At 63.3% G+C, this 24117-nt stretch carries 26 protein-coding genes; 11 read left to right on the top strand and 15 right to left on the bottom strand.

Going from position 1 to position 24117, the window contains the following annotated elements; genetic code table 11:
* Window positions 1–137 precede the first annotated feature (137 nt).
* The 4 genes from QMG84_RS02160 (at window position 138) to QMG84_RS02145 (ending at window position 2815) form a co-directional block, all read left to right on the top strand.
* Window positions 138–380: a NepR family anti-sigma factor gene (locus QMG84_RS02160; RefSeq protein ID WP_202070713.1), complete on the top strand. Its 243-nt coding sequence runs from the start codon at window positions 138–140 to the stop codon at window positions 378–380.
* Complete coding sequence (locus QMG84_RS02155) at window positions 377–931, top strand: sigma-70 family RNA polymerase sigma factor (RefSeq protein WP_281930144.1); 555 nt, start codon at window positions 377–379, stop codon at window positions 929–931. Before QMG84_RS02160 ends, QMG84_RS02155 begins: the two co-directional genes overlap by 4 nt.
* A gap of 165 nt (window positions 932–1096) precedes the next feature.
* Complete coding sequence (locus tag QMG84_RS02150) at window positions 1097–2491, top strand: HWE histidine kinase domain-containing protein (RefSeq protein ID WP_281930142.1); 1395 nt, start codon at window positions 1097–1099, stop codon at window positions 2489–2491.
* 123 nt (window positions 2492–2614) lie between these two features.
* A complete protein-coding gene (locus QMG84_RS02145) occupies window positions 2615–2815 on the top strand; it encodes a hypothetical protein (protein WP_281930140.1) in 201 nt (66 codons plus the stop codon).
* 3 nt (window positions 2816–2818) lie between these two features.
* Here the strand turns inward: QMG84_RS02145 and QMG84_RS02140 are convergent, their stop codons facing one another.
* On the bottom strand, window positions 2819–3289 hold the full coding sequence (locus tag QMG84_RS02140; RefSeq protein ID WP_281930138.1) for an NUDIX hydrolase: 471 nt from the start codon (window positions 3287–3289) through the stop codon (window positions 2819–2821).
* Between the two features lie 109 nt (window positions 3290–3398).
* On the opposite strand from QMG84_RS02140, the gene QMG84_RS02135 reads away from it, so the two are divergent.
* On the top strand, window positions 3399–3971 hold the full coding sequence (locus tag QMG84_RS02135) for a L,D-transpeptidase (RefSeq protein ID WP_281930137.1): 573 nt from the start codon (window positions 3399–3401) through the stop codon (window positions 3969–3971).
* Window position 3972: 1 nt separating this feature from the next.
* Here the strand turns inward: QMG84_RS02135 and QMG84_RS02130 are convergent, their stop codons facing one another.
* Window positions 3973–5013: a S1C family serine protease gene (locus QMG84_RS02130; protein WP_281930136.1), complete on the bottom strand. Its 1041-nt coding sequence runs from the start codon at window positions 5011–5013 to the stop codon at window positions 3973–3975.
* Window positions 5014–5284: 271 nt separating this feature from the next.
* On the opposite strand from QMG84_RS02130, the gene QMG84_RS02125 reads away from it, so the two are divergent.
* Both QMG84_RS02125 and bufA2 read left to right on the top strand, forming a co-directional pair.
* Complete coding sequence (locus tag QMG84_RS02125; protein WP_281930135.1) at window positions 5285–5554, top strand: usg protein; 270 nt, start codon at window positions 5285–5287, stop codon at window positions 5552–5554.
* A gap of 222 nt (window positions 5555–5776) precedes the next feature.
* A complete protein-coding gene (gene bufA2 / locus QMG84_RS02120; protein ID WP_202070719.1) occupies window positions 5777–6037 on the top strand; it encodes a BufA2 family periplasmic bufferin-type metallophore in 261 nt (86 codons plus the stop codon).
* A gap of 53 nt (window positions 6038–6090) precedes the next feature.
* On the opposite strand, the gene QMG84_RS02115 is transcribed toward bufA2, so the two are convergent.
* The 7 genes from QMG84_RS02115 to QMG84_RS02085 all read right to left on the bottom strand — a co-directional run bounded on the left by QMG84_RS02115 (window position 6091) and on the right by QMG84_RS02085 (window position 15071).
* Complete coding sequence (locus QMG84_RS02115) at window positions 6091–6606, bottom strand: NADH-quinone oxidoreductase subunit B family protein (RefSeq protein ID WP_281930133.1); 516 nt, start codon at window positions 6604–6606, stop codon at window positions 6091–6093.
* 13 nt (window positions 6607–6619) lie between these two features.
* Window positions 6620–8140 (bottom strand): hydrogenase large subunit, encoded by a 1521-nt coding sequence (locus QMG84_RS02110; RefSeq protein WP_281930131.1) that lies wholly within the window; start codon window positions 8138–8140, stop codon window positions 6620–6622.
* An 18-nt stretch (window positions 8141–8158) separates the two neighbouring features.
* On the bottom strand, window positions 8159–9607 hold the full coding sequence (locus QMG84_RS02105) for a hydrogenase 4 subunit F (protein ID WP_202070722.1): 1449 nt from the start codon (window positions 9605–9607) through the stop codon (window positions 8159–8161).
* Window positions 9604–10269, bottom strand: coding sequence for a hydrogenase-4 component E (locus QMG84_RS02100; protein WP_202070723.1), 666 nt, complete (start codon window positions 10267–10269; stop codon window positions 9604–9606). The genes QMG84_RS02105 and QMG84_RS02100 overlap by 4 nt, the downstream gene beginning before the upstream one ends.
* Window positions 10269–11222 (bottom strand): respiratory chain complex I subunit 1 family protein, encoded by a 954-nt coding sequence (locus QMG84_RS02095; RefSeq protein WP_281930130.1) that lies wholly within the window; start codon window positions 11220–11222, stop codon window positions 10269–10271. Before QMG84_RS02095 ends, QMG84_RS02100 begins: the two co-directional genes overlap by 1 nt.
* Window positions 11219–13216: a hydrogenase 4 subunit B gene (gene hyfB / locus QMG84_RS02090; RefSeq protein ID WP_281930129.1), complete on the bottom strand. Its 1998-nt coding sequence runs from the start codon at window positions 13214–13216 to the stop codon at window positions 11219–11221. The genes QMG84_RS02095 and hyfB overlap by 4 nt, the downstream gene beginning before the upstream one ends.
* A 202-nt stretch (window positions 13217–13418) precedes the next feature.
* The gene (locus QMG84_RS02085; RefSeq protein WP_281930128.1) at window positions 13419–15071 is read right to left on the bottom strand and encodes a SulP family inorganic anion transporter; all 1653 of its coding nucleotides are present in this window, start codon (window positions 15069–15071) and stop codon (window positions 13419–13421) included.
* A 443-nt stretch (window positions 15072–15514) separates the two neighbouring features.
* On the opposite strand from QMG84_RS02085, the gene QMG84_RS02080 reads away from it, so the two are divergent.
* Entirely contained in the window at window positions 15515–16234 is a 720-nt protein-coding gene (locus QMG84_RS02080) for a response regulator (protein ID WP_202070727.1), read from the top strand.
* A gap of 14 nt (window positions 16235–16248) precedes the next feature.
* Complete coding sequence (locus QMG84_RS02075) at window positions 16249–17625, top strand: ATP-binding protein (protein ID WP_281930125.1); 1377 nt, start codon at window positions 16249–16251, stop codon at window positions 17623–17625.
* A gap of 43 nt (window positions 17626–17668) precedes the next feature.
* Here QMG84_RS02075 and QMG84_RS02070 read toward each other — a convergent pair whose 3' ends face one another.
* The 3 genes from QMG84_RS02070 to QMG84_RS02060 form a co-directional block, all read right to left on the bottom strand.
* Complete coding sequence (locus tag QMG84_RS02070) at window positions 17669–17947, bottom strand: hypothetical protein (RefSeq protein ID WP_202070729.1); 279 nt, start codon at window positions 17945–17947, stop codon at window positions 17669–17671.
* Between the two features lie 253 nt (window positions 17948–18200).
* A complete protein-coding gene (locus QMG84_RS02065; RefSeq protein WP_281930124.1) occupies window positions 18201–19910 on the bottom strand; it encodes an AAA family ATPase in 1710 nt (569 codons plus the stop codon).
* The gene (locus QMG84_RS02060; RefSeq protein ID WP_281930122.1) at window positions 19907–21508 is read right to left on the bottom strand and encodes a SagB/ThcOx family dehydrogenase; all 1602 of its coding nucleotides are present in this window, start codon (window positions 21506–21508) and stop codon (window positions 19907–19909) included. The genes QMG84_RS02065 and QMG84_RS02060 overlap by 4 nt, the downstream gene beginning before the upstream one ends.
* Window positions 21509–21672: 164 nt before the next feature.
* On the opposite strand from QMG84_RS02060, the gene QMG84_RS02055 reads away from it, so the two are divergent.
* Window positions 21673–21993: a hypothetical protein gene (locus QMG84_RS02055; RefSeq protein ID WP_281930120.1), complete on the top strand. Its 321-nt coding sequence runs from the start codon at window positions 21673–21675 to the stop codon at window positions 21991–21993.
* A 78-nt stretch (window positions 21994–22071) separates the two neighbouring features.
* On the opposite strand, the gene QMG84_RS02050 is transcribed toward QMG84_RS02055, so the two are convergent.
* Entirely contained in the window at window positions 22072–22308 is a 237-nt protein-coding gene (locus tag QMG84_RS02050; RefSeq protein WP_202070733.1) for a hypothetical protein, read from the bottom strand.
* A 416-nt stretch (window positions 22309–22724) separates the two neighbouring features.
* Window positions 22725–22982, bottom strand: coding sequence for a hypothetical protein (locus QMG84_RS02045; RefSeq protein WP_281930118.1), 258 nt, complete (start codon window positions 22980–22982; stop codon window positions 22725–22727).
* A 185-nt stretch (window positions 22983–23167) separates the two neighbouring features.
* Here QMG84_RS02045 and QMG84_RS02040 point away from each other — a divergent pair, with 185 nt between their 5' ends.
* The gene (locus QMG84_RS02040; protein ID WP_281930116.1) at window positions 23168–23590 is read left to right on the top strand and encodes a cupin domain-containing protein; all 423 of its coding nucleotides are present in this window, start codon (window positions 23168–23170) and stop codon (window positions 23588–23590) included.
* A 47-nt stretch (window positions 23591–23637) separates the two neighbouring features.
* Here the strand turns inward: QMG84_RS02040 and QMG84_RS02035 are convergent, their stop codons facing one another.
* Window positions 23638–24114 (bottom strand): VOC family protein, encoded by a 477-nt coding sequence (locus QMG84_RS02035; RefSeq protein WP_202070736.1) that lies wholly within the window; start codon window positions 24112–24114, stop codon window positions 23638–23640.
* Between the last annotated feature and the right edge of the window lie 3 nt (window positions 24115–24117).

Here is a 24117-nt window from a genome sequence, read left to right as displayed (position 1 = left end):
TACGTCGCGTCGAACTAGAAATCCACAACTTCCATCCGGAACGAATGCGCCGTCCCCGGGTTGCCTAAATAGGCGCCTGAAGCGAGGGCGCTTCGCCAAAGCCTCCACCAGTTGGGCGAGCGATCTCGGGACGATAGATGACGCAGGGCAACGAAAAAGAGGAGAGAAAGACCTTGGCGCCACAGGAGACGGCCGACCTGGGTCAGGTTGACGGCGACCAGGTCGACGGCGTGGAGACGGCCTTTCTTGAGCCTCATATCCAGGATCAATTGGGGCGTGTGCTGCGCTCATTCTGCGACGACCTGATCCACCAGCCAATTCCGGACAAATTCGTCATGCTGCTCGCCCAGCTCGAAGCCATACAGCGCGAGAAGAAATGACCAACGCGACCTTTGGAGAGCAAATGGTGGCGCAGATCCCTTATCTGCGCGCCTTCGCCATCTCGCTCGCGGGCTCATATAGCGTGGCGGACGACCTCGTCCAGGACACGCTTGTGAAGGCCTGGTCGCATGCCGACAGTTTCGAGCCCGGCACGAATTTTCGCGCCTGGCTCGTGACGATTTTACGCAACACTTATTTCTCGCAGTACCGCAAGCGCTCGCGCGAAGTGCAGGATAGCGACAACGTCCTTGCGGAACAGATTCCGGTGAAAGGCGGGCAGGAATCCAACGTCACGATGCAGGACGTGCAGAAGGCGCTGGACAAGCTTGCGCCGGAACATCGCGAAATTCTGCTCATGATCGGCATCACGGAATTGTCCTACGAAGAAGCGGCGCAGGTCTGCAATATCGCGGTGGGAACGGTGAAGAGCAGGCTCAATCGCGCTCGCGCCAAGCTTGCGGAGCATCTCGGGCTCAACGGGACACATGAGATCGATTCGGACCCGACCATGACGGGCATCGCCGCGCGAAAAAACACGAAGGCGCTCTGAAATCGGTTCAAAAAAACTCTCTGGTGCAGGCAGATCCGTGGAACTCGGCGAAGACTTCGCCAGTTTCAGCATCTGCCCGGCAACTTTCGTGCAGCCTAGAAAACGCGCGGGCGCAAAACGCTCGGGGGCAAATGCAAATCTGCCCGTTTTGGCGCGGAGTGATTAGTGGTCGAACAAGACCTCGTTCGAATCCTCGGATTCGCCCTTTCAGCCGACATTTCCCTTGGCCCGAGGGGCAATAATACGCTAGCGGCGGAAGTGCGCCCGCTAGCGCAAGCAGAGCTGATTTCCGCCTATGGGCAAGTCATCATCGTTGCGCTGGCGATTGCTTTCGTCGCAGCGCTCCTCGCGCTTTATCGTCTCGACTCTGCTCGGCGGCGGCAGGCGGCGGCGACCCACCGGCTTGCGGAATTGGCGCATCGCCTGAAAGCCGGCGAGCTGCCCGCCTGGGCTGCGACCGGCGTCCCCGACATCGACGACATCGCGCGCACCCTCGATCAATTTGAACAGAGGCTGCGCCGCAAGCGCGCGCTGCTGAGCCGGCTCAACGAAGAGCTGATCAAAGGCGATGGCGCCGCCAACGCGCCCAACGGCTTCAACAACAGGCTGCGAGCGGTCATCGACGCGCTTCCCGTCGGCGTGCTGATCGCGGAAGCGCCGAGCGGCCGCATCCTCGAAGGCAATTCGGCGCTCGAGGCCATCCGGCGGGGGCCTGTGATTTATTCGGAAGGACTGGGCCATTATCGGCACTGGGTCGCCGTGCATGAGAGCGGCGAGCCCGTCCAGGAGAGCGAATATCCCCTCGCCCGCGCCCTCGCCGGGGAAAATCGGCCGACGCTCGAATGCCGGCATCAGCGCGCGGACGGCACCTGGGCGTGGATCAACATTGTCGGCGCGCCGATCCGCGACGCAAGCGGCAAGGTCATCGCCGCCATCATCGCCATTACCGACATCGACGAGATCAAAAGCGCCGAGGAACACCGGCGCATCATGAACCTCGAGCTGCACCATCGGGTGAACAACTCGTTGGCGATGATCCAGGGCGTCGCCAACATCACCGCCCGCACGGCGACGGATTTCGCCAGCTTTCGAAACAGCTTTTCCGATCGTATCCAGTGCCTCAGCCGTCTCTCGACCTTGCTGGTCAAAAAATCCTGGGCGGAGACGCCCATGAAAGAGCTGGTGATGACGGCGCTCGCCTATGATTCGCTCGCCATCCGCGATCGCATCTCCATCTTCGGCGAAGACGTCGCGCTGCGCTCGGAAGTCGCGCTGGCCTTAGGCATGGCGCTGCACGAGCTTCTCTCCAATGCCGAGCAGCACGGCGCGCTATCGGGGGAAGAAGGGCATGTGGTCGTCGACTGGCGGATTTCCGACGATGAAGGCCGGCGGTTGCTGATCATTTGGAAGGAGCAAGGCGGGCCGTCGGTTGCGAACCCGCAACATTCAGGCGTCGGTCTCTATTTGATGAAGACGGTCCTCGCCCGGCAGTTCGGCGGCGACATCGACATCGCCTTTGAGCCCGATGGCTTGCGCGCAACGATCACGGCGGAAGTTTAGAGAACGCCCTGCTTCGCTCGATCATGGCAAAGCTGACACACACTTTTTGGAGTCTCCCCACTGGGCGAGAGGTTCGAAGCCTCCAATTCCCCGGTTCTGTGAAACGCGCAGGGGAGTTTAAGAATGCCTGGGCCCAAAAGCTGGCGCAACGCCATATTTGGAATCCTCGTCATTTGGCTCGCCACTTTTGCCTGGGCCAACCGTTTCGTCCCGGCGGATTCGCCGTATTTTCATAAAAACCGCTATACCGGCGCGCAATGCCACAGGGGCGTCGAGTGCTGGGCGCCGCGCTCCGTCACAAGCTGGGCGGCGCAAGCGCGGTGACGTTCATTCTGGCGAAAGCTTCAATTTGGACAAAAGCGCCTCGATGATGGGGCGCTGGCCCTTTGTAATTTTCGCCAGCGCTTCCTGAGGCGTGAACCAGCCCGCTCTGTCGATCTCGGGAATGTCGATCATGCGCCCCGATTTCGGCGGCCATTCGATCTTGCAGTCATTGCTTTGGACGCAAGAGAGCGCGATGTCTCCCTCGAGCGCGAAGGCGGCGACCAGCTTGCCGCTGGGCTGCTTGAAGACGCCGAGAGGCGTCAGCTCGCCCGTCAGCGCCACGCCTGTTTCTTCGGCGAATTCGCGCTTGGCCGCGCTTTCCGGATCTTCCCCGTCGCCAATTTCCCCTTTCGGGATCGACCAGGCGCCGTCGTCCTTTCTCGCCCAGAAAGGCCCGCCGGGGTGAACCAGGAAGACGTCGAACCCATGGGCGCTAGGCCGGTAAAGGAGGACGCCTGCGCTGCGTTTTGGCATGGCTCACTCTCCCACGCGCCCTGAACCCCGATAACGGCGTCAGACTTCGGCCGCATTCGTCGACAAACAGTCTCCCCGCCCAGAATAACGAGCGGAGAGACGAAAGCGCATGACGAAATGGTCCAGCTTGCCCTTCAAGGCGCTCGTCGCCCTCGCCGTGACGGCGCCGGGGACGGCCCTTGCAAGTCCCCTCGATCGCGGGCCGGTCGCGGATTTTCTGACCATCTTCCGTCAGCAGTCGATCCCCAAGCAGCTCGTGCAGTGGCGTCACCCGGAATATAAGGCGGGAACCGTCGTCATTTCGACCAAGGAAAGGCGGCTTTACTATGTGCTCGGCGGCGGTCAGGCGATCGAATATGGCGTCGGCGTCGGGCGCGAGGGCTTCACCTGGTCGGGCGTGAAAACTGTCTCCCGCAAGCGCGAATGGCCCGACTGGCGTCCGCCCGCGCCCATGCTGAAACGCCGCCCCGACCTGCCGCGCTATATGGCGGGCGGCATGGAGAATCCGCTCGGCGCCCGTGCGCTCTATCTCGGCTCCAGCGACTATCGCATCCATGGCTCGAACGAGCCGGATACGATCGGCGCGGCCGTGTCCTCCGGCTGCATCCGCATGACCAATAACGACGTGATCGACCTCTATTCGCGCGTGAAGGTCGGCACGAAGGTCGTGGTTCTCCGTTAGATTATCGGATCGCGGCCTTCTGGCTCGCCTCGATCCGCAGCCGCGCCTGCATCGTCTCCCCGGCGCGATGGAAGCGGACGTCGATCTCGCTTCCTGCCGGGCTCGCGCCCAGAAAAGCGCGTAGCTGCGCCGGCGTCGTGATCGCCCTCCCGTCGACAGCGGTGATGACGTCGCCTTTGCGAAGCCCTGCGAGCGCGGCGGATGACGCCGGCTCCACCGTGACGATCTCGGCGCCGGCGCCATTCCCCACAGGCGAGCGGATCGAAACGCCGATATGGCCGCGACGCACCTCCCCGCTTTCGACAAGCTGCGCCATGATGCGGCGCGCCATGTCGATGGGGATGGCGAAGCCGATGCCGTGACTGGCGCCGGATTTCGACAGAATAGCGGTGTTGAGGCCGACGAGGCGCCCGTCGAGCGTCACCAGCGCGCCGCCGGAATTGCCCGGATTGATGGAGGCGTCGGTCTGGATGAAATCCTCATAGCCTTCGATCCCAAGTCCCGCGCGGCCGATCGCCGACACGATCCCCGAGGTCACCGTCTGCCCGAGGCCGAAGGGGTTGCCGACGGCGAGAACGAAATCGCCGACCTCGAGCGTTCGGCTGTCGCCCATCGGAACGGCGGCAAGATTATCCGCCTTGATTTTCAGCACGGCGATATCCGTGGCTTTGTCGCGGCCCACGAGCTGGGCGCGGAAACGCCGGCCATCCTTGGTTGTCGCCTCGATGACGGAGGCGCCGCGGACGACATGCTCATTGGTGAGAATGAGCCCGGCCTCGGCGTCGACGATGACGCCCGAACCCGCGGATGTCGTCTCGCGCTTGAGATGGGTGTTGGGGATCTCGAAAAATTCTTGCAGCACCGGGTCGACGACCGTCGGCACCTCGACCGATTCGATCCGCTTCGTCGCGATGTTGACGACGCCCGGCGTCACCGCGCGAACGACGGAAGCGACGGAAGCCTTCTGTCCGGCGGGCAGCGCGCCGGCGGAAAGCGGCGTCGGGCAGGCGAGAAGACACAAGAGAGCGAAACGTCGAATCATGGCGGGTCAAACTCTTGGAAGCGCTCGGCAGAAAGATGGCGCGGGCCAAAGAATCCAGGCGGCGCCTGTGCTTATGGTAAATGCGCGGCTTCTGCGCTCCCGGGCTCTTGGGAAGCGCTCTTCCTTAGTCACTTCAATCGGGGAAATCAGCACTCGCCCGCACACGCTGCTAATAGTTTGTTTTTACGCCTGTTTCTGGCGCAAGAGTTGCTTTCGTTAACCTGTCGCTCCTAGTTTTTTAAGAGTGTCTTCCGTTGGAAAGGAGACGGGAATGGCGTCCAGGGACTTCCACTTGCAGATGCAGGGCTATGGTCTGACGACGGCAAATATTTTCTATGGCCTGCCGGACCATCCGAGGATCATCCAGAGCTACATCTGGCAGGAATATGATCTGCACCCGCATTTTCCCGAGCTGAGGAAATTCCTGGATTTTTGGACGAGGAGCCTCGACGGGCCGCTCCATGGCGTGACGGTGGCGCATGCCCAGCTCATCACGCCTGCGGAGATGCGTCTGGTGGACGGCGAGTTTCATGTGCACTGACCGCGCCGCCGCGCGTCCTTGCCAATGAATTAAACGTCTGTCCTACGCCTATGTCCTGAAACAGGAAGCAACGGACAGATGAGGGACAAACACAGTCCGAATCGGCAGCGCGCGAAAACCGCCGCCGATTCGCTAATATATGCTTTCTACCGAGGCCGCTGGCGAAAAGGACGGCTTTGATGCAAGAATGCCGCGCCATTGTTGGCGCAGGGAAGAAACGACATGAAAAAGGAAACGATCAACGGCGCGACGCTCGCTGTCGCGGCGGTCGCAATCGCGCTCGCCGGAACCGCGCCGGCCGCGAAGGCCGAGACGACGACCGCGAGAGTTCACTGCCTGGGCGCCAATAGCTGCAAGGGCAAGAGCGATTGCCATTCGCCCAAAAACGCCTGCAAGGGCATGAACTCCTGCAAGGGCAAGGGCTGGGTCTATATGGAATCCGCCCAGGCCTGCGAAGCTGCCGGCGGCAAGACGCTCGACTGAGCCTCTTGACGAAGAAGTCGCCAGGGCCGGGCACAGCGCCCGGCCCGGCGCTTTCAGCCGGCCTTGTCGACCAAGGCGATCAAGCCTTTGAGCAGCGCCACGGGGTCGGGCGGGCAGCCGCGAATGTGGAGATCGACCGGAACGACTTGCGAGACAGCGCCCACGCAGGCGTAGCTGCCGGCAAAAACGCCGCCGTCGAAAGCGCAATCGCCCACTGCGACGACCCATTTGGGATCGGGCGTCGCATTATAGGTGCGCTCCAGCGCCTCTTTCATATTCTTGGTCACGGGCCCGGTGACGAGCAGCACGTCGGCGTGCCGGGGCGAGGCCACGAATCGCAGACCGAAGCGCTCGAGATCGTAAAAGGCGTTGCTCAGCGCATGAATCTCGAGCTCGCAGCCGTTGCAGGAGCCGGCGTCGACCTCGCGGATCGCGAGACTACGGCCGAGCTTCTCGCGGGCGGCTCTTTCCAGCGCCTGTCCGAGCTCGGCGAGCATCGCGTCTTCGGGCCGGGGCGGCGGCTCGGTCAGCGCGCCGCGCAAAAGCCCTTGGAAGAGAAATTTCTGCATGGTTGCGAGCCGCTTACAGGTCGTGCCCCGAATAGGAGCAGTTGAAGGATTTATTGCAGAGCGGGAAATCCGCGACGATGTTTCCCTTGATCGCGGCTTCGAGCAGCGGCCATTGGAACCAGGACGGGTCGCGCAGATGCGCCCGCTCGATCCGGCCGTCGGCCGCAAGGCGCAGCCAGACGAAAATATCGCCGCGGAACCCTTCCACGAGCGCCGCGCCCTCGGCCCCGCCCGGCGCGGCGCTGAGATCGGCTTGGATGGGGCCATGGGGGAGGCGATCGAGGATTTGCTCGATGATCTCGACCGACGCTCTCACCTCGTCGAAGCGCACCCAGACGCGCGCATCGACGTCGCCGCCGGTCGACTCGCCGAGCTCGAAGGAGAGCGCGTCATAGGGCGCGTAGCCGATGGCGGCGCGGGCGTCGAAGCGGCGGCCAGAGGCGCGGCCGATAAAGCCCCCGCAGGCATATTGGCTGGCGAGCTCGGCGCTCAGCACGCCGGTCGCCACGGTGCGGTCCTGCAGCGAGGTCGTATCGCCATAGAGCGCCACGACACGCGGCACCATCACGCCGATCTTTTCCAGCAGCGAGCGCAGCGTCGTCACGCCCTCTTCCGACAGATCCACGGCGACGCCGCCGGGCGTGATGCGGTCCATCATCAGCCGATGGCCGAAACAGGCTGACGCCGCCCGCAGCAGCTTTTCGCGAACCAGCCCGCATTGCGCGAGCATCAGCGCAAAGGCGGCGTCGTTGCAGATCGCGCCGATGTCGCCGAAGTGATTGGCGAGGCGCTCGATTTCCGCCATCAAAGCGCGCAGCCACACGGCGCGCGGCGGCGGCTCGACGCCATAAGCGGCCTCGACGGCGCGCGCGAAGGCAAAACTATAGGCCACGGTGCTGTCGCCGGAGACGCGCGCGGCGAGCTTCGCCGCCTTGTCGAGCGGCGCGCCCGCCATGAGGCTGTCGACGCCCTTGTGCACGAAGCCTAGCCGCTCCTCGAGCCGCACCACCACCTCGCCATTGCAGGAGAAACGGAAATGGCCGGGCTCGATGATGCCCGCATGCACCGGGCCGACAGGAATCTGATGCAGCGGCGCGCCTTCGGCCGGCGAGAATTGATAAGCGTCGCTCGCCGTCTCGATCTGCGCCGCCTCCCCGTCGGGATGACGAAGGCCCCAGCGGCCGTGATCGAGCCAGCGGCGCGTGTCGGGCGATCCTTCGGGCGTGAGCCCGTAAAGATCGGCGATCGTGCGTTCCTGCCTCAGCGCCGGCGGGTGCCGCACGCCGACCGAGGGAAAGCGGCCTTGCGGGCAGTCGAGCGAGACGAGCCGAATCTTTGGCGTCGCCCTGCCGACGATCGCCATGAACACATGAGCGCCGTCGCTCCATAGGCTGAGAAGATCGGCCTTGCGGCCGGCGATCTCTTCGATTGCTGCACGCCAGCCCGCGTCGTCGACCGTCTCGCGCGCCCAGGGGCGGCAGGACGCAGCGGGCGCAGGAGCCGTGCTGTTCGGGTCTTCAGGGGTGAAGAGCATTTGCATGTCCCTTTGCGCTTATCCCAGCAGCCGCGCCACGTTCTGGAACCAGGTGACGAGATAAGACGGCAGATAAAGGCCCGCGAGAAGCACGAGCGAAAGATGCGCGATGAGCGGCACGGGAGAGGCCGGCGCCTCTCCGGCGCTCTTCGTCGGTTCGCCGAAAGCCATGCCGATGAGGCGCATCAACAAGGCGCCGAAGGCGACCAGAAGGCCCAGGACCAGCGGAACGGCCAGCCATGGCTGACGCGCGAAGGCGGAGCTTACGACCAGAAACTCGCTCATGAAGACGCCGAGCGGCGGCATGCCGCAGATCGCCATCACGCCGACGACGAGGCTCCAGCCGAGCACGGGATGGCTCTGGGTCAGGCCCCTGATCTCGGCGATCTTCTGCGTGCCCTTGGCCTGAGCGATGTGGCCGACGGAGAAGAAGATTGCGGATTTGGTGAGGCTGTGCATCGCCATATGCAGCAATCCGGCGAAATTCGCGACGGGGCCGCCGATCCCGAAGGCGAAGGCGATGATGCCCATGTGCTCGATCGACGAATAGGCGAAGAGGCGTTTGATGTCGTCGCGTCGGTAGAGCATGAAGGCCGCAAAAAGCACCGAGGCGAGGCCCAACGCGATGAGCAGCGGCCCGGGCGTGATGGCGGCGGCGTTGGCCGTGAGCAGCATTTTGAAGCGCAGCACGGCGTAGAGCGCGACATTCAGCAACAGACCGGAAAGCACCGCCGAGATGGGCGTCGGGCCCTCGGCATGCGCATCGGGGAGCCAGGCGTGCATGGGCGCGAGGCCGACCTTGGTGCCATAGCCGAGCATCAGGAAGACGAAGGCCACATTCAACAGGCGCGGGCTGAGATGCGCGGCGTGCTGCATCAGCGTGGACCAGAGCATGGAGTCGTAGCCCTCGCCCAGAACCGGCTCCGCCGACATATAGACGAGGATCGTGCCAAAGAGCGCGAGCGCAATGCCGACGCTGCCCAGAATGAAATATTTCCAGGCGGCTTCGAGCGAGTCGCGGGTGCGGTACAGGCCGACCATGACAACCGTGGTCAGCGTCGCGACTTCGACCGAGACCCATGTGAGGCCGATGTTGCTGGCCAGAAGCGCCAGATTCATGGCGCACATCAGCGCCTGATACATGGCGTGGTAAAAGCGCAGATTGCCCGGCGTCAATTTGCCGATCGCGAGTTCGTGCTCGATATAGCTCGCGCTGAAGCCCGCCGTGGTGAAGCCGATAAGCGTCGACAGCACGACGAAGACGACGTTGAGATCGTCGACCGAGAGAAAGCTGCCGGCCTCGTGTCCCTTGGCGAGGAGCAAAAGCGCGAAGACGAAGGTCGCGCCCGACGCGGCGACATTGAGCTGAGCCGCTTTCTTATATTCGGTCTGAAAGGCCAGCACGCCCGCCGCGACCGCCGGAATGGCCACGAGCGCGTTCGACACCATGAAGAATTCGGAAATCATCGGCGTTCTCCGCGCACGCGATCGAGTTCGTATAAGTCCACTGTGTCGAAGCGCTCCCGAATGCGGAACAGGAAGATGCCGATCACGATAAAGGCGATGAGAATCGAGAAGGCGACGCTGATCTCGACGACGAGCGGCATGCCATTGGCGCCCGCGGCCGCCAGCACGAGGCCGTTCTCCAGCGACATGAAGCCGATGATCTGACTGACGGCGTTGCGCCGCGTGACCATCATCAGCATGCCCAGAAGCACGATCGTCAGCGCAAAGGCGAGGTCTTCGCGCGCGAAAGGATCGGCCGTCGTCGTCGCGGGCAGCATGACGACGAGCGAAAGGCCCATCAGGAACATGCCGACAAGCATGGTCGCGCCGATGCCGCCGACGACTTCCACCGTGCGATGGACGCGCAGCGCCTTGACGATCTTGTGCAGGCTATAGGGAATGACGATCGCCTTGAACACCAGGGCGATCGCCGCCGTCACATAAAGATGCGCCGCGTTCTGCACATGGGCCTGCCAGGCCACCGACAAAGTCAGCACCAAAGCATGCAGCGCGAAGATGTTGATGAGCCCCGTCAGGCGATCCTGATAGAGCAGCATGAAGCTGACGAGCACCAGCCCGCCCGCGAGGAGCTGCGCGATGTCGAGAGACAGATGCTCTTGCATTACAAGCTCCGGGTGACAAAGACGAGAAGAGTGCCGAGAAGGCCGAGCATCAGCGCCGCTCCCAGGAAATCCGACACGCGGAAGATGCGCATCTTTGCGGTCGACACTTCGAAGAGGGCCAACAAAAAGCCCGCGACAAAGATTTTCACGACATAAAAGGCGACGCCATAGCCCATGTCGGCGAGACTGCCATCCGGGGGCGCGATGCCAAAGGGGAAGAAGATGCAGCCGATAAGCGACACATAGAGAAGAAGCTTGAGCGCCGAGGCCATCTCGATGATGGCGAGATGACGTCCCGAATATTCGAGAATCATCGCCTCGTGGACCATGGTGAGCTCGAGATGCGTCGCGGGATTATCGACCGGTATGCGTCCGTTCTCCGCGATCGCGACGATGATGAGGCCGATCAGCGCGAAGAGCACGGAGACGCGCAGCGCGAAATCCGACGCCATATAGGCGGCGACTTCCGAGAGCTGGGTCGAGCCGGCGATGAGCGAGACGATGAAAGCAATCATGATCGTCGCCGGCTCGGCGAGCGAGCCGAACATCGTCTCGCGGCTTGAGCCGATGCCGCCGAAGCTCGTCCCCACATCCATGCCGGCGAGCGCCAGGAAGAAGCGGGCGGCGCCGAGCAAGGCGGTGAGCGCGATGAGATCGGCGATCCAGCCGAACATCAGTCCGGTCGCAAATGTCGGAACGAGCGACGCCGCCACCCATGTGGTCGAGAAAATCAGATAGGGGGCCGCCCGGTAGAGCCAGGAGGCGTCATGGGCGAGCACGACGTCCTTCCTCAACAGGCGAATGAGATCGTACCAGGGCTGCAGAAGCGGCGGCCCGCGCCGCCGCAGCAGGCGGGCTTTCACCTTGCGCGTGAATCCGATCAGCACCGGCGCGAGCGCCAGCACCAAAGCCATTTGCGCCGCTTGCGCGAAGAGGTCGAAGAGAAAGGTCATAGCGCCACGAGGATGAGGAGAAAGACGAGGGCGGCGAAGACGAGGGCGATATATTCCTGGATCGACAGGAAGTTCACCACATTGAGCCGCCCCGCGCAGAACAGCACAGCTTTCGTCAGCGGCGCGTAGATGTAGTCGATGAAGCGGTCGCCAATCTCCACGGAGAAATGCGCGGCGCGCGTCTCTCCGGGCAGCGGCATGTCGAGCTTCTCGCGCGCCGAGAAGGCGACGGCGCCGAGCGCGCGGCGGACCGGCTGCGCAAAGCTGCTCGCCGTATACTGACTCGCGGGGGTCGGATCGACATAGCCGCAATCCCACGGCGGCGCCCGACGCAGCGGGCGCGGAAAGAATTTCTTGATCGTCTGCGCCATAGCAAAGGCCGACAGGCCGATGAAGGCGAAGACGAGCAGGCCGTTATAGGAGCTGCGGCTCTCGGCGATGGGCGCGATCGTAAACCAGCCGATCTGGCTCTGCGCCGGCATGCGGCCGCCGACATATTCGGCCGCCGCGGGCGAGATCGTGTCGATCATGAAGCTTGGCGTAATCCCCGCCAGAAGGCAGAGAGCGATCAGCGCGAACATGGCGCGCAGCGACCATTGATCGGTCTCCTGCGCCTGCTCGGCGGCGTCGGAGCGCGGCCGGCCAAGAAAGACGACGCCAAAGGCCCGCACATAGGCGCCGGCGCCCAGCGCCGCGCTCAGCGCCAGCGTCACGCCGACAGCGGGCGTGAGCAGCTTCAATATCCACTGCGGCAACGAGGGGCTGAGAAGGATGGCCTGGAACACCAGCCACTCGGAGACGAAACCGTTGAGCGGCGGCAGCGCGGCGATGGCCATGCAACCGCCGAGAAACACGAAGGCGGTTTTCGGCATCGAGCGGATCAGGCCGCCGAGCTTCTCGATGTTCTTCTCGCCCGTCGCGCCGAGCACGGCGCCGGCGCCGAAGAAGAGCGTGCTCTTGAACAAAGCGTGGTTGAAGACATGGAACAGCGCCGCGGTGAAGGCGAGCGCCGCGGGCAGCGCCTGGCCATTCGCCTTGAAGGCCAGCGCCAGTCCGAGCGCGACGAAGATGATGCCGACATTTTCGATGGTGCTGTAGGCGAGAAGCTTCTTGAGATCGCTCTGCACCGTGGCGAACAGCACGCCGATCAGCGCGCTCGCCGCGCCGAACGCCAGCGGGTGAATGCTCCACCAGAAGGCGGGCGGGCCCAGAAGATCGAAAGCCATGCGGATGAAGCCGTAAATGGCCACCTTCGTCATGACCCCGCTCATCAGCGCCGAGACATGGCTCGGCGCGGCGGGATGGGCGAGCGGCAGCCAGATATGCAGCGGAACGAGACCCGCCTTCGAGCCGGCCCCCAGGATGACGAGGGCAAGGACGAGGCCGGATTTCCAGGCGTCCTTGGGAATCGCGCGGATCGTATCGAAGTCATGGGCGCCGGTCGCGCCGCCGAGAACGCCGAAGGCCATGAGCAGGCAGAAGGTGCCGAAGCTCGCCATGAGCAAATAGATGTAGGCGGCGGCGCGGTTTTCGGCGTGATCGTGATGGGAAATGACCAGCGCCCAGGACGAGAGCGACATGAATTCCCAGGCGACGAGGAAGGTGAAGGCGTCGTCGGCCATCACGACGCCGTTCATGCCGGCGATGAAGGCCGGAAAGAACGGCAGCACGCGCATCGGGCTTTTCTCATGCGCCCCGTAGCCGATGGCGTAGACGCTCGCCGCCGCGCCGCCGAGATTGACGACCGCAAGAAAGAAGGCGCTCAGCGCGTCGATGCGAAAGCGCATGCCGATCCAAGGCAGGCCCAGGGGCAGCGTCGTCTGCAAGACATGCGCGCCTCTCGGGACGATGACGGCAAGGAAAATCGCCGCGCATAATCCGCCGGTGAGCCCGTAAACGAGCCGCGTCACATCCGCGCGGTCCTTGTAGCGGATCGAGGCTACGCCGACGCCGATCAGGGCGCCCACGCAAAGAAGGGCGAGATAAAGCGGCATTTATGTTCCTTGAACGACTTGGCCGAGAGGCTTGCCTGCATAGACGGTCGCGGGAATTCCAGCGGCAGTCTATCCCGCAGAACGTCTCACCCTGCGATATTTCGCCGGAATACGGCGCGGCCTTAGAGCGCATTCCGCAAAAGTTGCAGACCTGTGCGAAAAGAATGCGCTCCAGCTTTTTGAATCTGCGCGGAAAAGCGCGCTAGGCGGGGCGCCTGCGCGGCGCCAAAGGATGGTCGGAGGTCGGGACGAGATGGTCGAGCCCGCGGATTTCCGCATGGCCGCCCTTGCCGTGGTAATCCCCGCAGAAATGATGGAGATTTTCCATCACCGTGTGGTCGACGGTCGCTGTCTCCGAGAGGTCGAAGATCACCGTCTTGCCCGGCGGGATCGCGGTGAGGTCGTTCTTGAGCGCGAGATAATTGCCGAAGAAGGCCGCGCCCGCGACTTGCACATGGTAGACGCCCGGCGTCTTCTCTTCGATCGAGCGGCTGAGCTTGATGACATCCGGCCAATGGATGCTGCGCCAGAAATGGAAGGCCAGCTCCGCCAAAACGCCGATGGCGACGCCGATGAGAAGGTCGGTCGCCAGCACGCCGACGATGGTCACGACAAAGACGCCCAACTGGTCCCAGCCAATCTCCAACGTCTTTTTGAACTCGTGAGGCGAGGCCAGCCGATAGCCCGTGAAGACCAGGAGCGCCGCCAGCGAGGCGAGCGGGATCTCGTGGATCAGCTTCGGGAACAGGGCGACGAAGACGAGCAGGAAGAGCCCGTGGAAGAAATTGGCCCAGCCGGTTTTCGCGCCGTTGTTGACATTGGCTGAGCTGCGAACGATTTCCGCGATCATCGGCAGGCCGCCGATCAGGCCGCAGATGGCGTTGCCGACGCCCACCGCCGCGATGTCGCGGTTCAGGTCGGACGTGCGCTTATAGGGATCGAGCTTGTCGACCGCAGCGGCGCTCAGCAGGCTCTCGAGGCTGCCGACGAGCGCGATGGCGACGACCTGCTGCCAGAAGACGAGATGTCCGACGCGGGCGAAGTCGGGCGCGGCGAAGCCCGCCAGGAAATTCTCCGGCAAAGTGACGAGGAACTTCGGGCCGATGGTGAATTCATGGTGCGGCAGGAAGACCATGTCCGGCAGGAAGAGGTATTTGTGCTCGTCCTCGATGTCGAAATATTTGGCGAGAGCCATGCCCAGCAGGACGACGAGCAAGGGCGCCGGGATCATCTTGAGCTTGGGGTTCCGCACCAGGGTCCAGAGCGCCAAAATCCCGATGCCCAGAAAGCCGATGATGGCGACCTCCGGGTTCATGTCCCGCAAACTCGCTGGGATAGCGCCGATCGTCTGGAACAGCGTCTGCGCATCCGGCTTCACGCCGAGCATGACGTGAATTTGCTTGGCCATGATGATGATGCCGATCGCCGCCAGCATGCCGTGCACGGCCGAGGCGGGGAAGAAGGCGCTCATCTTGCCGGCCTTCATCACGCCCATGAGGATTTGCAGCAAGGAGGCGAAGAAGATCGCGGCGAGCGTGTAGCGATAGCCCGCCATAGCGTCGCCCTCGCCGAGCTCCGTCACGGAATCGAGAATGACGACGATCAGGCCGGCCGCCGGCCCCATGATCGTGACGAAAGAACCGTTGATGCGCGACACCAGAAGCCCGCCGACGATGGCCGAGATGATGCCGGCCTGGGGCGGAAAGCCGGAGGCCATGGCGATGCCGAGGCACAAGGGCAAGGCGATCAGGAAGACCAGGAAGCCTGAAACGACGTCGGAGCGCCAGCTCTCGAAGAGCCCGGCGAACCCGGATTTGGGAGACAAGGCGTCATGAGCCGGCGAGGAGATGGTCATCGTCTGTTATCCTCGAACTGGAGATGAAGACCGGAAAAAGAGCCTGGGCCCTGTCCCCCTTGGGCGACAAAGGCATTTTCGGCGCCGAGGCCGTCTGCACTCTTTTTGGTGGGGCTGAGGGCGCCCGGCGCCGCTCACGGACCCGGCAAGATTATATTTCAGGCGGGACGGCGCTTATTTCGGCAGAGCCGCGATTTGTCTAAAATGAAGGCTGGGCCGGCCTTTTGCTGCGCCTAAGTCTCGCTTCATTGGCTTTCCTCGATTGGCCTCCAAGGGCTCAGCTACACTTGCAAGCGGCTGTTTCCATAGTTTTTCGCACTGCGGAAAAATGTTTCCGCTCTATGTCGGGAAAGCCGGCGCGCTTTCGGAAACCCAGACAATCCGGGTGCGACACGCTATAGCCATGAACACAGAGGCGCACATGGACGGAGGCGCTTGGAAGCATGAGCAATCGCAGTTCGGTCCTCATCGTCGAAGACGACGCGGAAATCGCGGAGCTGATTTCCAGATACCTCGAAAACAACGGCATGGCGGTCACGCGCATCCCCAGCGGGGAAACCGTCGACGCCAAACTGGCCGCCGGCGACTTCGACATTCTCATTCTCGACCTCAATCTGCCGGGCGAGGATGGTCTTTCCATTTGCCGGCGGGTCCGGGCGGCGCATGACATCCCGATCATCATCGTCACCGCCCAGGGAGAGGACGTCGACAAGATCCTCGGGCTCGAGATAGGCGCCGACGATTATGTGGTGAAGCCCTTCAACTCCCGGGAGCTGCTCGCGCGCATCAGAGCCGTGCTGCGCCGCACCGGGCCGCAAAGCCGCGTCGAGGCCGGCCCCTCGAACCAAATCTTTCAGTTCCTGGGCTGGCGCATCAATCTTCTCGCCCGCGACGTCGTTTCGCCCAGCGGCATGAAGGTCGCCATGACCGGCGCGGAATTCGATCTCCTGCACGCATTCTGCGAAAATCCGAACCGGGTGCTGACCCGCGATCAGCTCATCAACATGACCCATGGCCCCACCGCCGGCCCCTTCGAGAGAAGCATCGACGTGCTGATCAGCCGGCTCAGACAGAAGCTCGAGAAAGATCCCAAAAACCCGGCTATCATCCAAACGGTGAGATCGGAGGGCTACATGCTCTCCGCGCCCGTCGCCCGGATTTGAAGATCAAGGCTTTCATGCGACGCCTGGCCCCAGCCCGCCTTGCCGGTCAAATCACGCTGCTCATCCTCGTCTCGATCGTGACCTTCCAGACGATCGTGCTGGTTACTTTCCACGTGCTCGACGTCGAAGGGCGGCGCCACATTGTCGACCAGACGGATTTCATCGCGAGCGTCATTCTCGCGCTGGACGCGGCGCCGGCCGAGGCGCGTCAGGGGTTGCTATCCGAATTCGCGCAGGCCGCGCCTTTCGCGAATATCCATTTGCAAAAGGAAAAGCCCCGGGCCGTCACGACCGACGACAGGGAGTTCAAAAAAGAAATCCGCCTGATCCGGACCGACCTGTGGCCCGAGGCGGAGGTTTACGCCGCCGCGCCGCCCAATGAGGACGGCGCGCAGGGCGTTATGGCTGTCGCGCTCCGCAAGGGCGGCTATGGGCTCATCTCCATTACCCAGCACCGCAAGCCGCCGCGCTCGGTGTGGCGATGGCTCTGGGAGCCGGAGCCCGGCACGCCTTTCCTGCTGACGCCATGGGCGCTGTCGGCCATTTTGTTTTTTCTCAGCACCTCGGTTCTCGTGCTGTGGGCGTCGAACGGCATTGTCGAGCCGCTGATTACTTTGGCGCGCCACGCCGAGCAGTTCCCCGGCTCGCACAGCAGCGAAGGCGCGCTTCCCGAGCGCGGCCCCAGCGAAGTGCGCGAGCTGACGCGCTCGATCAACCGCATGCAGGAGCGTATCGCCGCGATGATCGTGGCGCGGACACGGGTGCTGGCGGCTGTCAGCCATGATCTGAGAACCATCATCACGCGGCTGAATCTGAGAGCCGAATTTATCGCCGACGCCGATCTGCGAATGAAAATGCTCCGCGACGTCGACCTCATGGACGCCATGCTGCGCAAGAACCTGCAGTATCTGCGCGCCGAGAGCGACAAGACGGATTATTCGCTGATCGACCTCGACAGCGTCCTGCAAACCGTCGTGGATCAGTTCGCCGACATGAATTACAACGTGTCCTACGCCGGCGGCGGTCGCCAGATGATGATCGGCTCCCTGACGGACATGCAGCGGGTTTTCACCAATCTGGTCGAGAACGCCGTCCATCACGCCGGCGTGGTCGACGTCCGGATAGACGAGTCCCTGCCCGGCAAGCTCCAGGTCGACGTCATCGACGATGGTCCGGGCATTCCACAAGACCAGAGGGCGTCCGTTTTCGAGCCCTTCGTGCGCGGCGAGCCGGGGCGCACGATGGACAGCCACAGCGGATTCGGCCTGGGCCTGTCGATCGTGCGTTCTCTGGTCGAACGCCACGGCGGAACCGTCTCTTTACTGGATCGCGAGCCGAACGGGCTCGTCGTCCGCGTCACGCTTCCGCGCGCCAGCGGCGACGAAGCTTGAACGGCAGGAACGGCGCCCTCGCCGTTCCTGCCGCCACGGCGCCTCAGATTCCCTGCCCCTTGTTCGGTGAGCCCGACGAGCCGCTCGGCGCAGTCGAACCACTTGGGGCGCCCTGGTTGAGATCTTGCGAGCGCGAACTCGGATTGCTGGAAGTCGAGCCCTTCTTCTGCATCGACTTGCTGCTGCCGTAAGTCTCGCCGCCAGTCGCCTTCGTATGATGGCGATAGTGATGCTTCGAAGCGCATCCATGCGCCAAAGCCGAAGCGGGAGCCCAGGCCAATATCGGCGCGACGAGCGCCGCCGCAAGCAGTTTTCTGTTCATCGTCTCCTCCGTGATCATCCGGCGCAGCCGGAACACGGGCAAGTAAGCGGGGCTACCCTTTCGGCAAGCGAAGCGCTGACTTGCTTTATTTCCGCTTGATTGCTGCGTGGGCTCGATCGCGCAGCAGGCGTCGAGCGCCAGAGCGAGCAGGCCCCGCTAGGCGAATACCCACAGAGGCCAAAACCCACAGAGGCAACTGGCCAGCGTGCGAGCGAGGGCGCGACGGATGGATGCGGCGCGCTGGCGCAGCCGCTCAGGCCGCCTTTGCGTCGAGCGGCGCCATATCCAGACCCCGGAAGATGGCGCAGCGCTGGAAAGCGCTCAGATCAGGCGGCACGCTCTTCTGGTGGCAGAATTTGGCGACAAGCTTGGCGAGGCCCTTGATGTCGCGGCCCGTCGCCTGCGGGAAGACGCGCACAAGGTCGTCGACCAACGCATCGTCGACCGCAAGGCCGAACTGCTCCGCCATGACCCGCCATATGCGCCGCTTGGCGTTGGCGTCCGGCGGATAGTAGCGGATGAGCGCGATGCAACGCGAGACGATCGCCTCGTCTATGTCGTCGACGCGATTGGTCGTGAGAAATAGCAGCCCGTTGAAATATTCCAGCACGCGCAGGAAGACGCCCACGACGGCGTTCATCGCCATATTGTCGTCGCGACGCTTGATATAAACATCCGCCTCGTCGATCAGCATCACCGCGCCCCAGCGCTGCGCGCGGGTGAGGATTTCCTTCAGCGAGGTTTCCATCGCCGCGACATTGAGGCCGAGCTGGCCCGAGTGCACGCGGTAAAGCGGGCGCTGGATGATCTCGGAATAGACCTCCGCCGTCAGCGTCTTGCCGACGCCGGGCGGCCCCGCGCAGAGCACAGTGGTGCCGCCCGATTTGCCCTGCACGATGTCGTCCATCAGCACGTCCATCTCGGCCGTGAGAATGTCGATGAGATCGGTCTGCTCGGGCGGTAGGACGAGCTTTTGCTTCAGCGCCGGTTGATATTGATAGGGCCGCATCTCGTCGACATGCACCCAGAGATGGTGATGCAGGTCGAGGTGGAACATGAGTATGTAAGGATGCACCGGAATGCGGGTGAAGAGCCCTTCCGGAATCTGCGCGCGCAATTCGGCGATTTCGTCCTCGGCCGCGAAACGATTGCTCTTGCCGGCCTTGCGCAGGAAATGCCCGAGAATGTCGCCCGGCGCCTCCAGCGTGAGGCTGCGGTTGGTCAGCACGCCCTCGTCGTTCACGAGCCGCGCCTCGCCGCCGCTGGTCGAGAGAACGATAATATCCTTGCGCGCCCAATCGGTGTCGCGATGGGTGGCGTTGGGGTCTTCGGCGTGAAAGCCGACGCCCTTGCCGCTGAACTGCTGGCCGTAGCGGCCGCGCCATTCGAAATAGGTTTCGGTCGAGGACTCGAAAGCCTCGATCAGCTCCGCCGTCTCGCGCAGGAAGCCTCTGGCGGCGAGTATCTCGCTGATCGTTCGCCCGACGATGTCGGCCGCCATGATGCGGATGACGTTCGACTGCAATGTTCCCTTGGCGTTCGCCTTCAGCTCGATGAGAATCTTGCCAGCCTCGTCGTTGGAGGCCGGCACATAGTCGATCCGCATGATGAGATAGGGCAGCGGCTTCGACGCGATGCTCGCCGTAAAGAGCCAGCCGTAGATCGGATCGGTGGTCAGATAACGCACCAGCGCCGGCAGGACGTCCTCGAGTTCGCCGTTTTGGAAACGCTTGTCCTGCGAGACCAGTGCGGCGCGCAAGGTGGAAAGCTGCGCCGCGCGGGCGCGCAGCTCGGGGCCCGACTCCTTGTAGCGCGCTTCGAGAAAATCCAGCTCCTCGCTCGTGAGATGGCTGAGATCGACCTCGACTCTGTCGCTGAAGCGCAATTGGCTCGCGAGCCCCGCCTGCGCCGGAAAGCGCGCCATCAAGGCTTCGACATGGCTTCTTTCGATTTCGATATTCATGGCCGGCGCCGCTCTTCGGGATAGGGGGGAAGGGTCAAAATGCGCGTGTCCTCCACGGCCCCGCCGACCGTGAAGTGATAGACGTCCTGGAATTGCGTCTCGCCCGCCGGAAGGCCGAGCATGGCGTGGACCTCGTCGTCGAAAAAGCAGCCGATGCCTGTGCCGGCGAGCCCGGCGGCCGTCGCCCAGAGATAGAAGACCTGTCCGATCAGCCCCGCCTCCCAATGGAGGCGGCGATAGGCGAAGGCGCCTTCCTCTGTAAGCGCGCGGTCGAAATCGGCGATCATCGCGACGGCGAAGCAGCCCTTGCCGGCGATCGGCTGAAGGCAGGCGAATTTGGTCGCCTCACGCTCATGCGCGCCGGCGCGCAAGCGAAACAGCGGGACGCCCGAGAGTTCGACAGGCGCCCATTCGAAATTGGCGTGGCTGGCCGCGCGCAGCCGCGCCGCCATCTCCGCGTCGCGGGCGAGGAGATACAGGCCCGGCTCCAGCCCCTCGACGCGATGGATGTAAAACACGAGCGATAGGCGCGGCGGGAAGGGAAAGGCGCTCATGAGCGGCTCGGCGCCGGGCAGCGTCGCGGCGAGCGTGAGGCGGAAGGTTTCGAGCGGCAGCGTCGAGGCGCCATCCATGCGCTGGACGCTGCGGCGCCGGCGCACCACCTCGCCGATCGCCGGGCCATCGATCGACGGGGCCGGCAGCGTGGGCGACGGCTCCAACGCGGCCGAGCCCGCCTTGTGGCAAAGACGGACAGCGCGATCGACGAGCGGCCAGCCGTCGTGATCCTCGCTCAAGCGATTGGCGGCGCCGTGGAAGGTGCGCGGCTCCGCCAGCAAGGCGCCGAGGTCGATTACAGGCGGCGACGCGCCCTCGGTTGCAATCCAGAGCAGGACGTCGGGATGTTCTTCCTCACGCCGGTGAAAAGCATCCGCTCGATCGAGCCCGATCAGCGCGGCGATCTCGTCATCGGAAGGCACCGCGAAAACATGCGCGCGCCATCCGAGGCCCGCGCAGGCTTGCGCTGCCGCGCCGATGGCGTGCCCGGCGTCGAGCTGGCAGTAACGAAAAGCGCGCTCGCCATATTTCCAGCACTCGCGCCACGGAATGGCGCTGAGCGCGAGAAGAAAGCCGCCGCCCGGGATCGCTTGCGCCGCTTCATAACGCGCGCGCTCTTCGAGCCCATGCTCCTGCGGCGCATAGTGATAGAGCCGGGCGGTTTCGCTCAGGCCCGCGAGCGCATTCGCCAGAATATAGGCTTCCGTCGGATGCAGATTGCCGGAGGAAGGGTTGTTGCGCACCGCCCAGGTCGACCCTTCCGCGCTCTTCCAGGCGCTGAGGCCGAAGGCCAGCTCGAGGAAGAGGCCGAGCGCGGCGACGTCGAGGGGCGCCGGGTCGCGCGCCGGACCGGGGAACGGCGTCTCCGGCCCGCGGCTCAACGGCAGCGCGATCAGCCGCGCCCCTTCGAAGCGCCGGAAGGGCGAGGGCTGCGAGGTCCAATCCAGAAAAGCCGGGCCGAGCGCATAACGGTTGGGCGCGTGCTTGGTGCGGAGATGATAGCCGCGGATGTCGGCGGGAAGCGCGTCGGAATAAGCGTTCATCGCGGACGCCGGCTCTGCGGGGCACGAAATTTGTTCTGCATCGCGCGCGGTTCTCTCGTGAAGAGGCGCCCCTCTTATTCAAGAAGGGCGCCCGCCCGAGGCCCGCGCCAGAACAGATGAAAATCAGTGGATTAGAGATTCCTCCGCCTGGGAGGCGGCCCGCCATGTCGGAAAGTTTCAGCCTTGTTGTCGATCGTCACCACGCGTTTGGCGTTTTAGCGACATTGCGCCTCGCCGCCCAGCCGGCGCGCCGCTTCACCCTGCAGGAGGCGGCGATCGTGGCGCGGGCGCTCAAAGCGGTGGCGCAAGGCGCGAGCGACGAGCGGCAGATTTTCATGAGCCCGATTGCCAGCGATCACGACTTCGAGGCGAGCGTCGAGCAGGACGGCATCGTCGTCCGCGCCGAGGGCTGCGCGGAGGCGCGGCTCGCTTGGCCGGAGACCCTCGCGCTTGCAGAGCAGCTCAGACAAGCGTCGTCCGGCTAAAAAGGCTCCAAACGCCTCAGAGTTTACCCGATAAAAAAGGCGCGGGCCGACCGCTTCCGACGGCCCGCGCCGACGCCGTTATCGACAAAGCTCGCGATAGCGCTGGCAATTGCCCATGCCTTCTTCGCCGAGTTCGCGCTTATACATGCAGGCGCGCCGAAGCTCGCGGCAGTTGGGGCCATACCCCCAGCGCTGATGATACTGCCGATACTGGACTTGCAGAAGCGACGCGTCGGCGCCCGCATCACTCGGAATCGCCGCAGCAGGCAAGCTAAAGAAGGCCGCCGTACATATTGCAAGGATGTAAGAGCGCATGGGTTTCTCCCTTTAAAGCCGTCGATCCGCCCGCCGCGCGAGCGGATGACGACAAACCACTGCGGGAGGCCCTTGTTCCTTCAGCCTCAACCCCGGCTCTTGAACTGACGCTGGCACCCCCGCGACAGCGCGCTCATATGCGCCTTGAGGCATTTCTCCACGGCGAGCGCGTCAGGCTCCGCCTCGGCGCAGAGTTTGTGAGAGTCGCGCTCACACGCTGACCGCTGTTTTTTCGTGCCCTGTGCGAGCGCTGGATCCAAGGCGACGAGACCCAATAAAATGGAGAACAAGACAAGCTTGCGCATGATAGCCGCTTCCCTGTTGGAGCTGGCCCTATAAAAGGGCGCGACAAACGCGAACTGGATCGCGGTCGGCGCTTGTCAAGCTGGGCGCGGCGTGTGGCTGCCTGCCAGCGGTCAATCGCGATGCAAAGTTCGAAGCCGACAGAGCTTCACACGCCCACCGGAGCCGTCGGCTTGCCAATGACAGCCCGGGTTTTTCGGCTGATTGTCGTAAAGATGCACTTCGGCGCGATGCTTTCGGTCGAAGGTCTGGTTCGAAAAATCATGGCCGCCGACGTAAACATGTTTGCCGAAACGAACCTCGCCAAGCGCGGAGCTGCAGAGAGCCACGCCTGTGACGAGCGCTGATGCGATGATCACTTTCCGGCTCATGCTTTCCTGTCCTCTCGACAATTCCAGGAGCACGACTCTATCACAGCCGCGTCGGCGTCGTCCCTGATCGCGCGGGCAGTCGGGAGCGGGCAAATTTCCCTGGCCTCACAGGGTTTTTCTCCGTGTTCGCGCGCGGGCTCCTTTGGTCTGATCCGTCTTGCACGCCATCCAAGGGAGAAAATACCGTGGCGCAATTGGGATTCGATGACAGCAATATCCGATGGGAACGGTTCGGCGACGTCGAGCATTTGTGGCTTTCCGTGCTCGACGTGGACGCAAAGAACAGAATCGTCCAGGTGCTTTTCAAATTCGCGGCGAACCAGCAGATCGTGCTGCATCGGCATAAGACCACGAACAAGACTTTCGTTATCCAGGGAGAGCACCGTCTGTATCATCCAGACGGAAGGCTCAAGGAAATCCGCCCTGCCGGGCGCTACACTGTGAGCCCGCCGAGCAATGATCCTCACCGCGAAGGCGGGGGCGATCAGGACGTGGTGGTGATGTTCACCATCTATGGCGAAAACGACGCGCTTTACGAACTGCTCGACGATCAAATGAACATCGTCGCGTCGGTTTCCATCGACGATTTCGCGAAGCTGTTGGATTGATCCGCGCGCTTGCGCCCTCGAACGCGTTCGAGGGCGCAAGCATGAAGCTACGAACGATTGTAGGCCGCTTCGACTGCCGCAATATCGAGCTTCGCCATGGTCATCATCGCCTCCATGGCGCGCTTGGCGCCGGCTTTGTCAGGGCCGCTGATCAGCTCGACGACCCGGGAGGGAGCGATCTGCCACGAAAGTCCGTAGCGATCCTTGAGCCAGCCGCAGCGGCTATAGGAACCGCCCTCTCCGAGCTTCTCCCATAAACGGTCCACCTCCGCCTGATCGACGCAGTCCACCGAAATCGAAATGGCTTCGGTGAATTTGAAGATCGGGCCGCCGTTCAAGGCCAGATATTCGACGCCGGCAAGTTGGAAGGTCACCATCAAGACAGACCCCGGCTTGCCGGGGCCGGCCTCGTTATAGTGCGCGATGTCGACGATGCGGGAGTTCGGGAAAAGCGACACGTAAAAGTTCGCCGCTTCTTCGGCCTCGTGATCGAACCAGAGGCAGGTCCTTACCTTCTGAGCCATTCG

Origin of the sequence: Methylocystis iwaonis (genome assembly GCF_027925385.1) — a bacterium.
Classification (GTDB): domain Bacteria; phylum Pseudomonadota; class Alphaproteobacteria; order Rhizobiales; family Beijerinckiaceae; genus Methylocystis; species Methylocystis iwaonis.
The sequence above is the reverse complement of the archived record's forward strand: the minus strand, read 5'-3'. Positions and strand labels throughout refer to the sequence as shown.

Bases quoted from the DNA above. Each gene is read 5' to 3' on its own strand.
- QMG84_RS02160 (WP_202070713.1), top strand. From the start codon at position 138: ATGACGCAGGGCAACGAAAAAGAGGAGAGAAAGACCTTGGCGCCACAG.
- QMG84_RS02155 (WP_281930144.1), top strand. From the start codon at position 377: ATGACCAACGCGACCTTTGGAGAGCAAATGGTGGCGCAGATCCCTTAT.
- QMG84_RS02145 (WP_281930140.1), top strand. From the start codon at position 2,615: ATGCCTGGGCCCAAAAGCTGGCGCAACGCCATATTTGGAATCCTCGTC.
- QMG84_RS02140 (WP_281930138.1), bottom strand. From the start codon at position 3,289: ATGCCAAAACGCAGCGCAGGCGTCCTCCTTTACCGGCCTAGCGCCCAT.
- QMG84_RS02135 (WP_281930137.1), top strand. From the start codon at position 3,399: ATGACGAAATGGTCCAGCTTGCCCTTCAAGGCGCTCGTCGCCCTCGCC.
- QMG84_RS02130 (WP_281930136.1), bottom strand. From the start codon at position 5,013: ATGATTCGACGTTTCGCTCTCTTGTGTCTTCTCGCCTGCCCGACGCCG.
- QMG84_RS02125 (WP_281930135.1), top strand. From the start codon at position 5,285: ATGGCGTCCAGGGACTTCCACTTGCAGATGCAGGGCTATGGTCTGACG.
- bufA2 (WP_202070719.1), top strand. From the start codon at position 5,777: ATGAAAAAGGAAACGATCAACGGCGCGACGCTCGCTGTCGCGGCGGTC.
- QMG84_RS02115 (WP_281930133.1), bottom strand. From the start codon at position 6,606: ATGCAGAAATTTCTCTTCCAAGGGCTTTTGCGCGGCGCGCTGACCGAG.
- QMG84_RS02110 (WP_281930131.1), bottom strand. From the start codon at position 8,140: ATGCTCTTCACCCCTGAAGACCCGAACAGCACGGCTCCTGCGCCCGCT.
- QMG84_RS02105 (WP_202070722.1), bottom strand. From the start codon at position 9,607: ATGATTTCCGAATTCTTCATGGTGTCGAACGCGCTCGTGGCCATTCCG.
- QMG84_RS02100 (WP_202070723.1), bottom strand. From the start codon at position 10,269: ATGCAAGAGCATCTGTCTCTCGACATCGCGCAGCTCCTCGCGGGCGGG.
- QMG84_RS02095 (WP_281930130.1), bottom strand. From the start codon at position 11,222: ATGACCTTTCTCTTCGACCTCTTCGCGCAAGCGGCGCAAATGGCTTTG.
- hyfB (WP_281930129.1), bottom strand. From the start codon at position 13,216: ATGCCGCTTTATCTCGCCCTTCTTTGCGTGGGCGCCCTGATCGGCGTC.
- QMG84_RS02085 (WP_281930128.1), bottom strand. From the start codon at position 15,071: ATGACCATCTCCTCGCCGGCTCATGACGCCTTGTCTCCCAAATCCGGG.
- QMG84_RS02080 (WP_202070727.1), top strand. From the start codon at position 15,515: ATGAGCAATCGCAGTTCGGTCCTCATCGTCGAAGACGACGCGGAAATC.
- QMG84_RS02075 (WP_281930125.1), top strand. From the start codon at position 16,249: ATGCGACGCCTGGCCCCAGCCCGCCTTGCCGGTCAAATCACGCTGCTC.
- QMG84_RS02070 (WP_202070729.1), bottom strand. From the start codon at position 17,947: ATGAACAGAAAACTGCTTGCGGCGGCGCTCGTCGCGCCGATATTGGCC.
- QMG84_RS02065 (WP_281930124.1), bottom strand. From the start codon at position 19,910: ATGAATATCGAAATCGAAAGAAGCCATGTCGAAGCCTTGATGGCGCGC.
- QMG84_RS02060 (WP_281930122.1), bottom strand. From the start codon at position 21,508: ATGAACGCTTATTCCGACGCGCTTCCCGCCGACATCCGCGGCTATCAT.
- QMG84_RS02055 (WP_281930120.1), top strand. From the start codon at position 21,673: ATGTCGGAAAGTTTCAGCCTTGTTGTCGATCGTCACCACGCGTTTGGC.
- QMG84_RS02050 (WP_202070733.1), bottom strand. From the start codon at position 22,308: ATGCGCTCTTACATCCTTGCAATATGTACGGCGGCCTTCTTTAGCTTG.
- QMG84_RS02045 (WP_281930118.1), bottom strand. From the start codon at position 22,982: ATGAGCCGGAAAGTGATCATCGCATCAGCGCTCGTCACAGGCGTGGCT.
- QMG84_RS02035 (WP_202070736.1), bottom strand. From the start codon at position 24,114: ATGGCTCAGAAGGTAAGGACCTGCCTCTGGTTCGATCACGAGGCCGAA.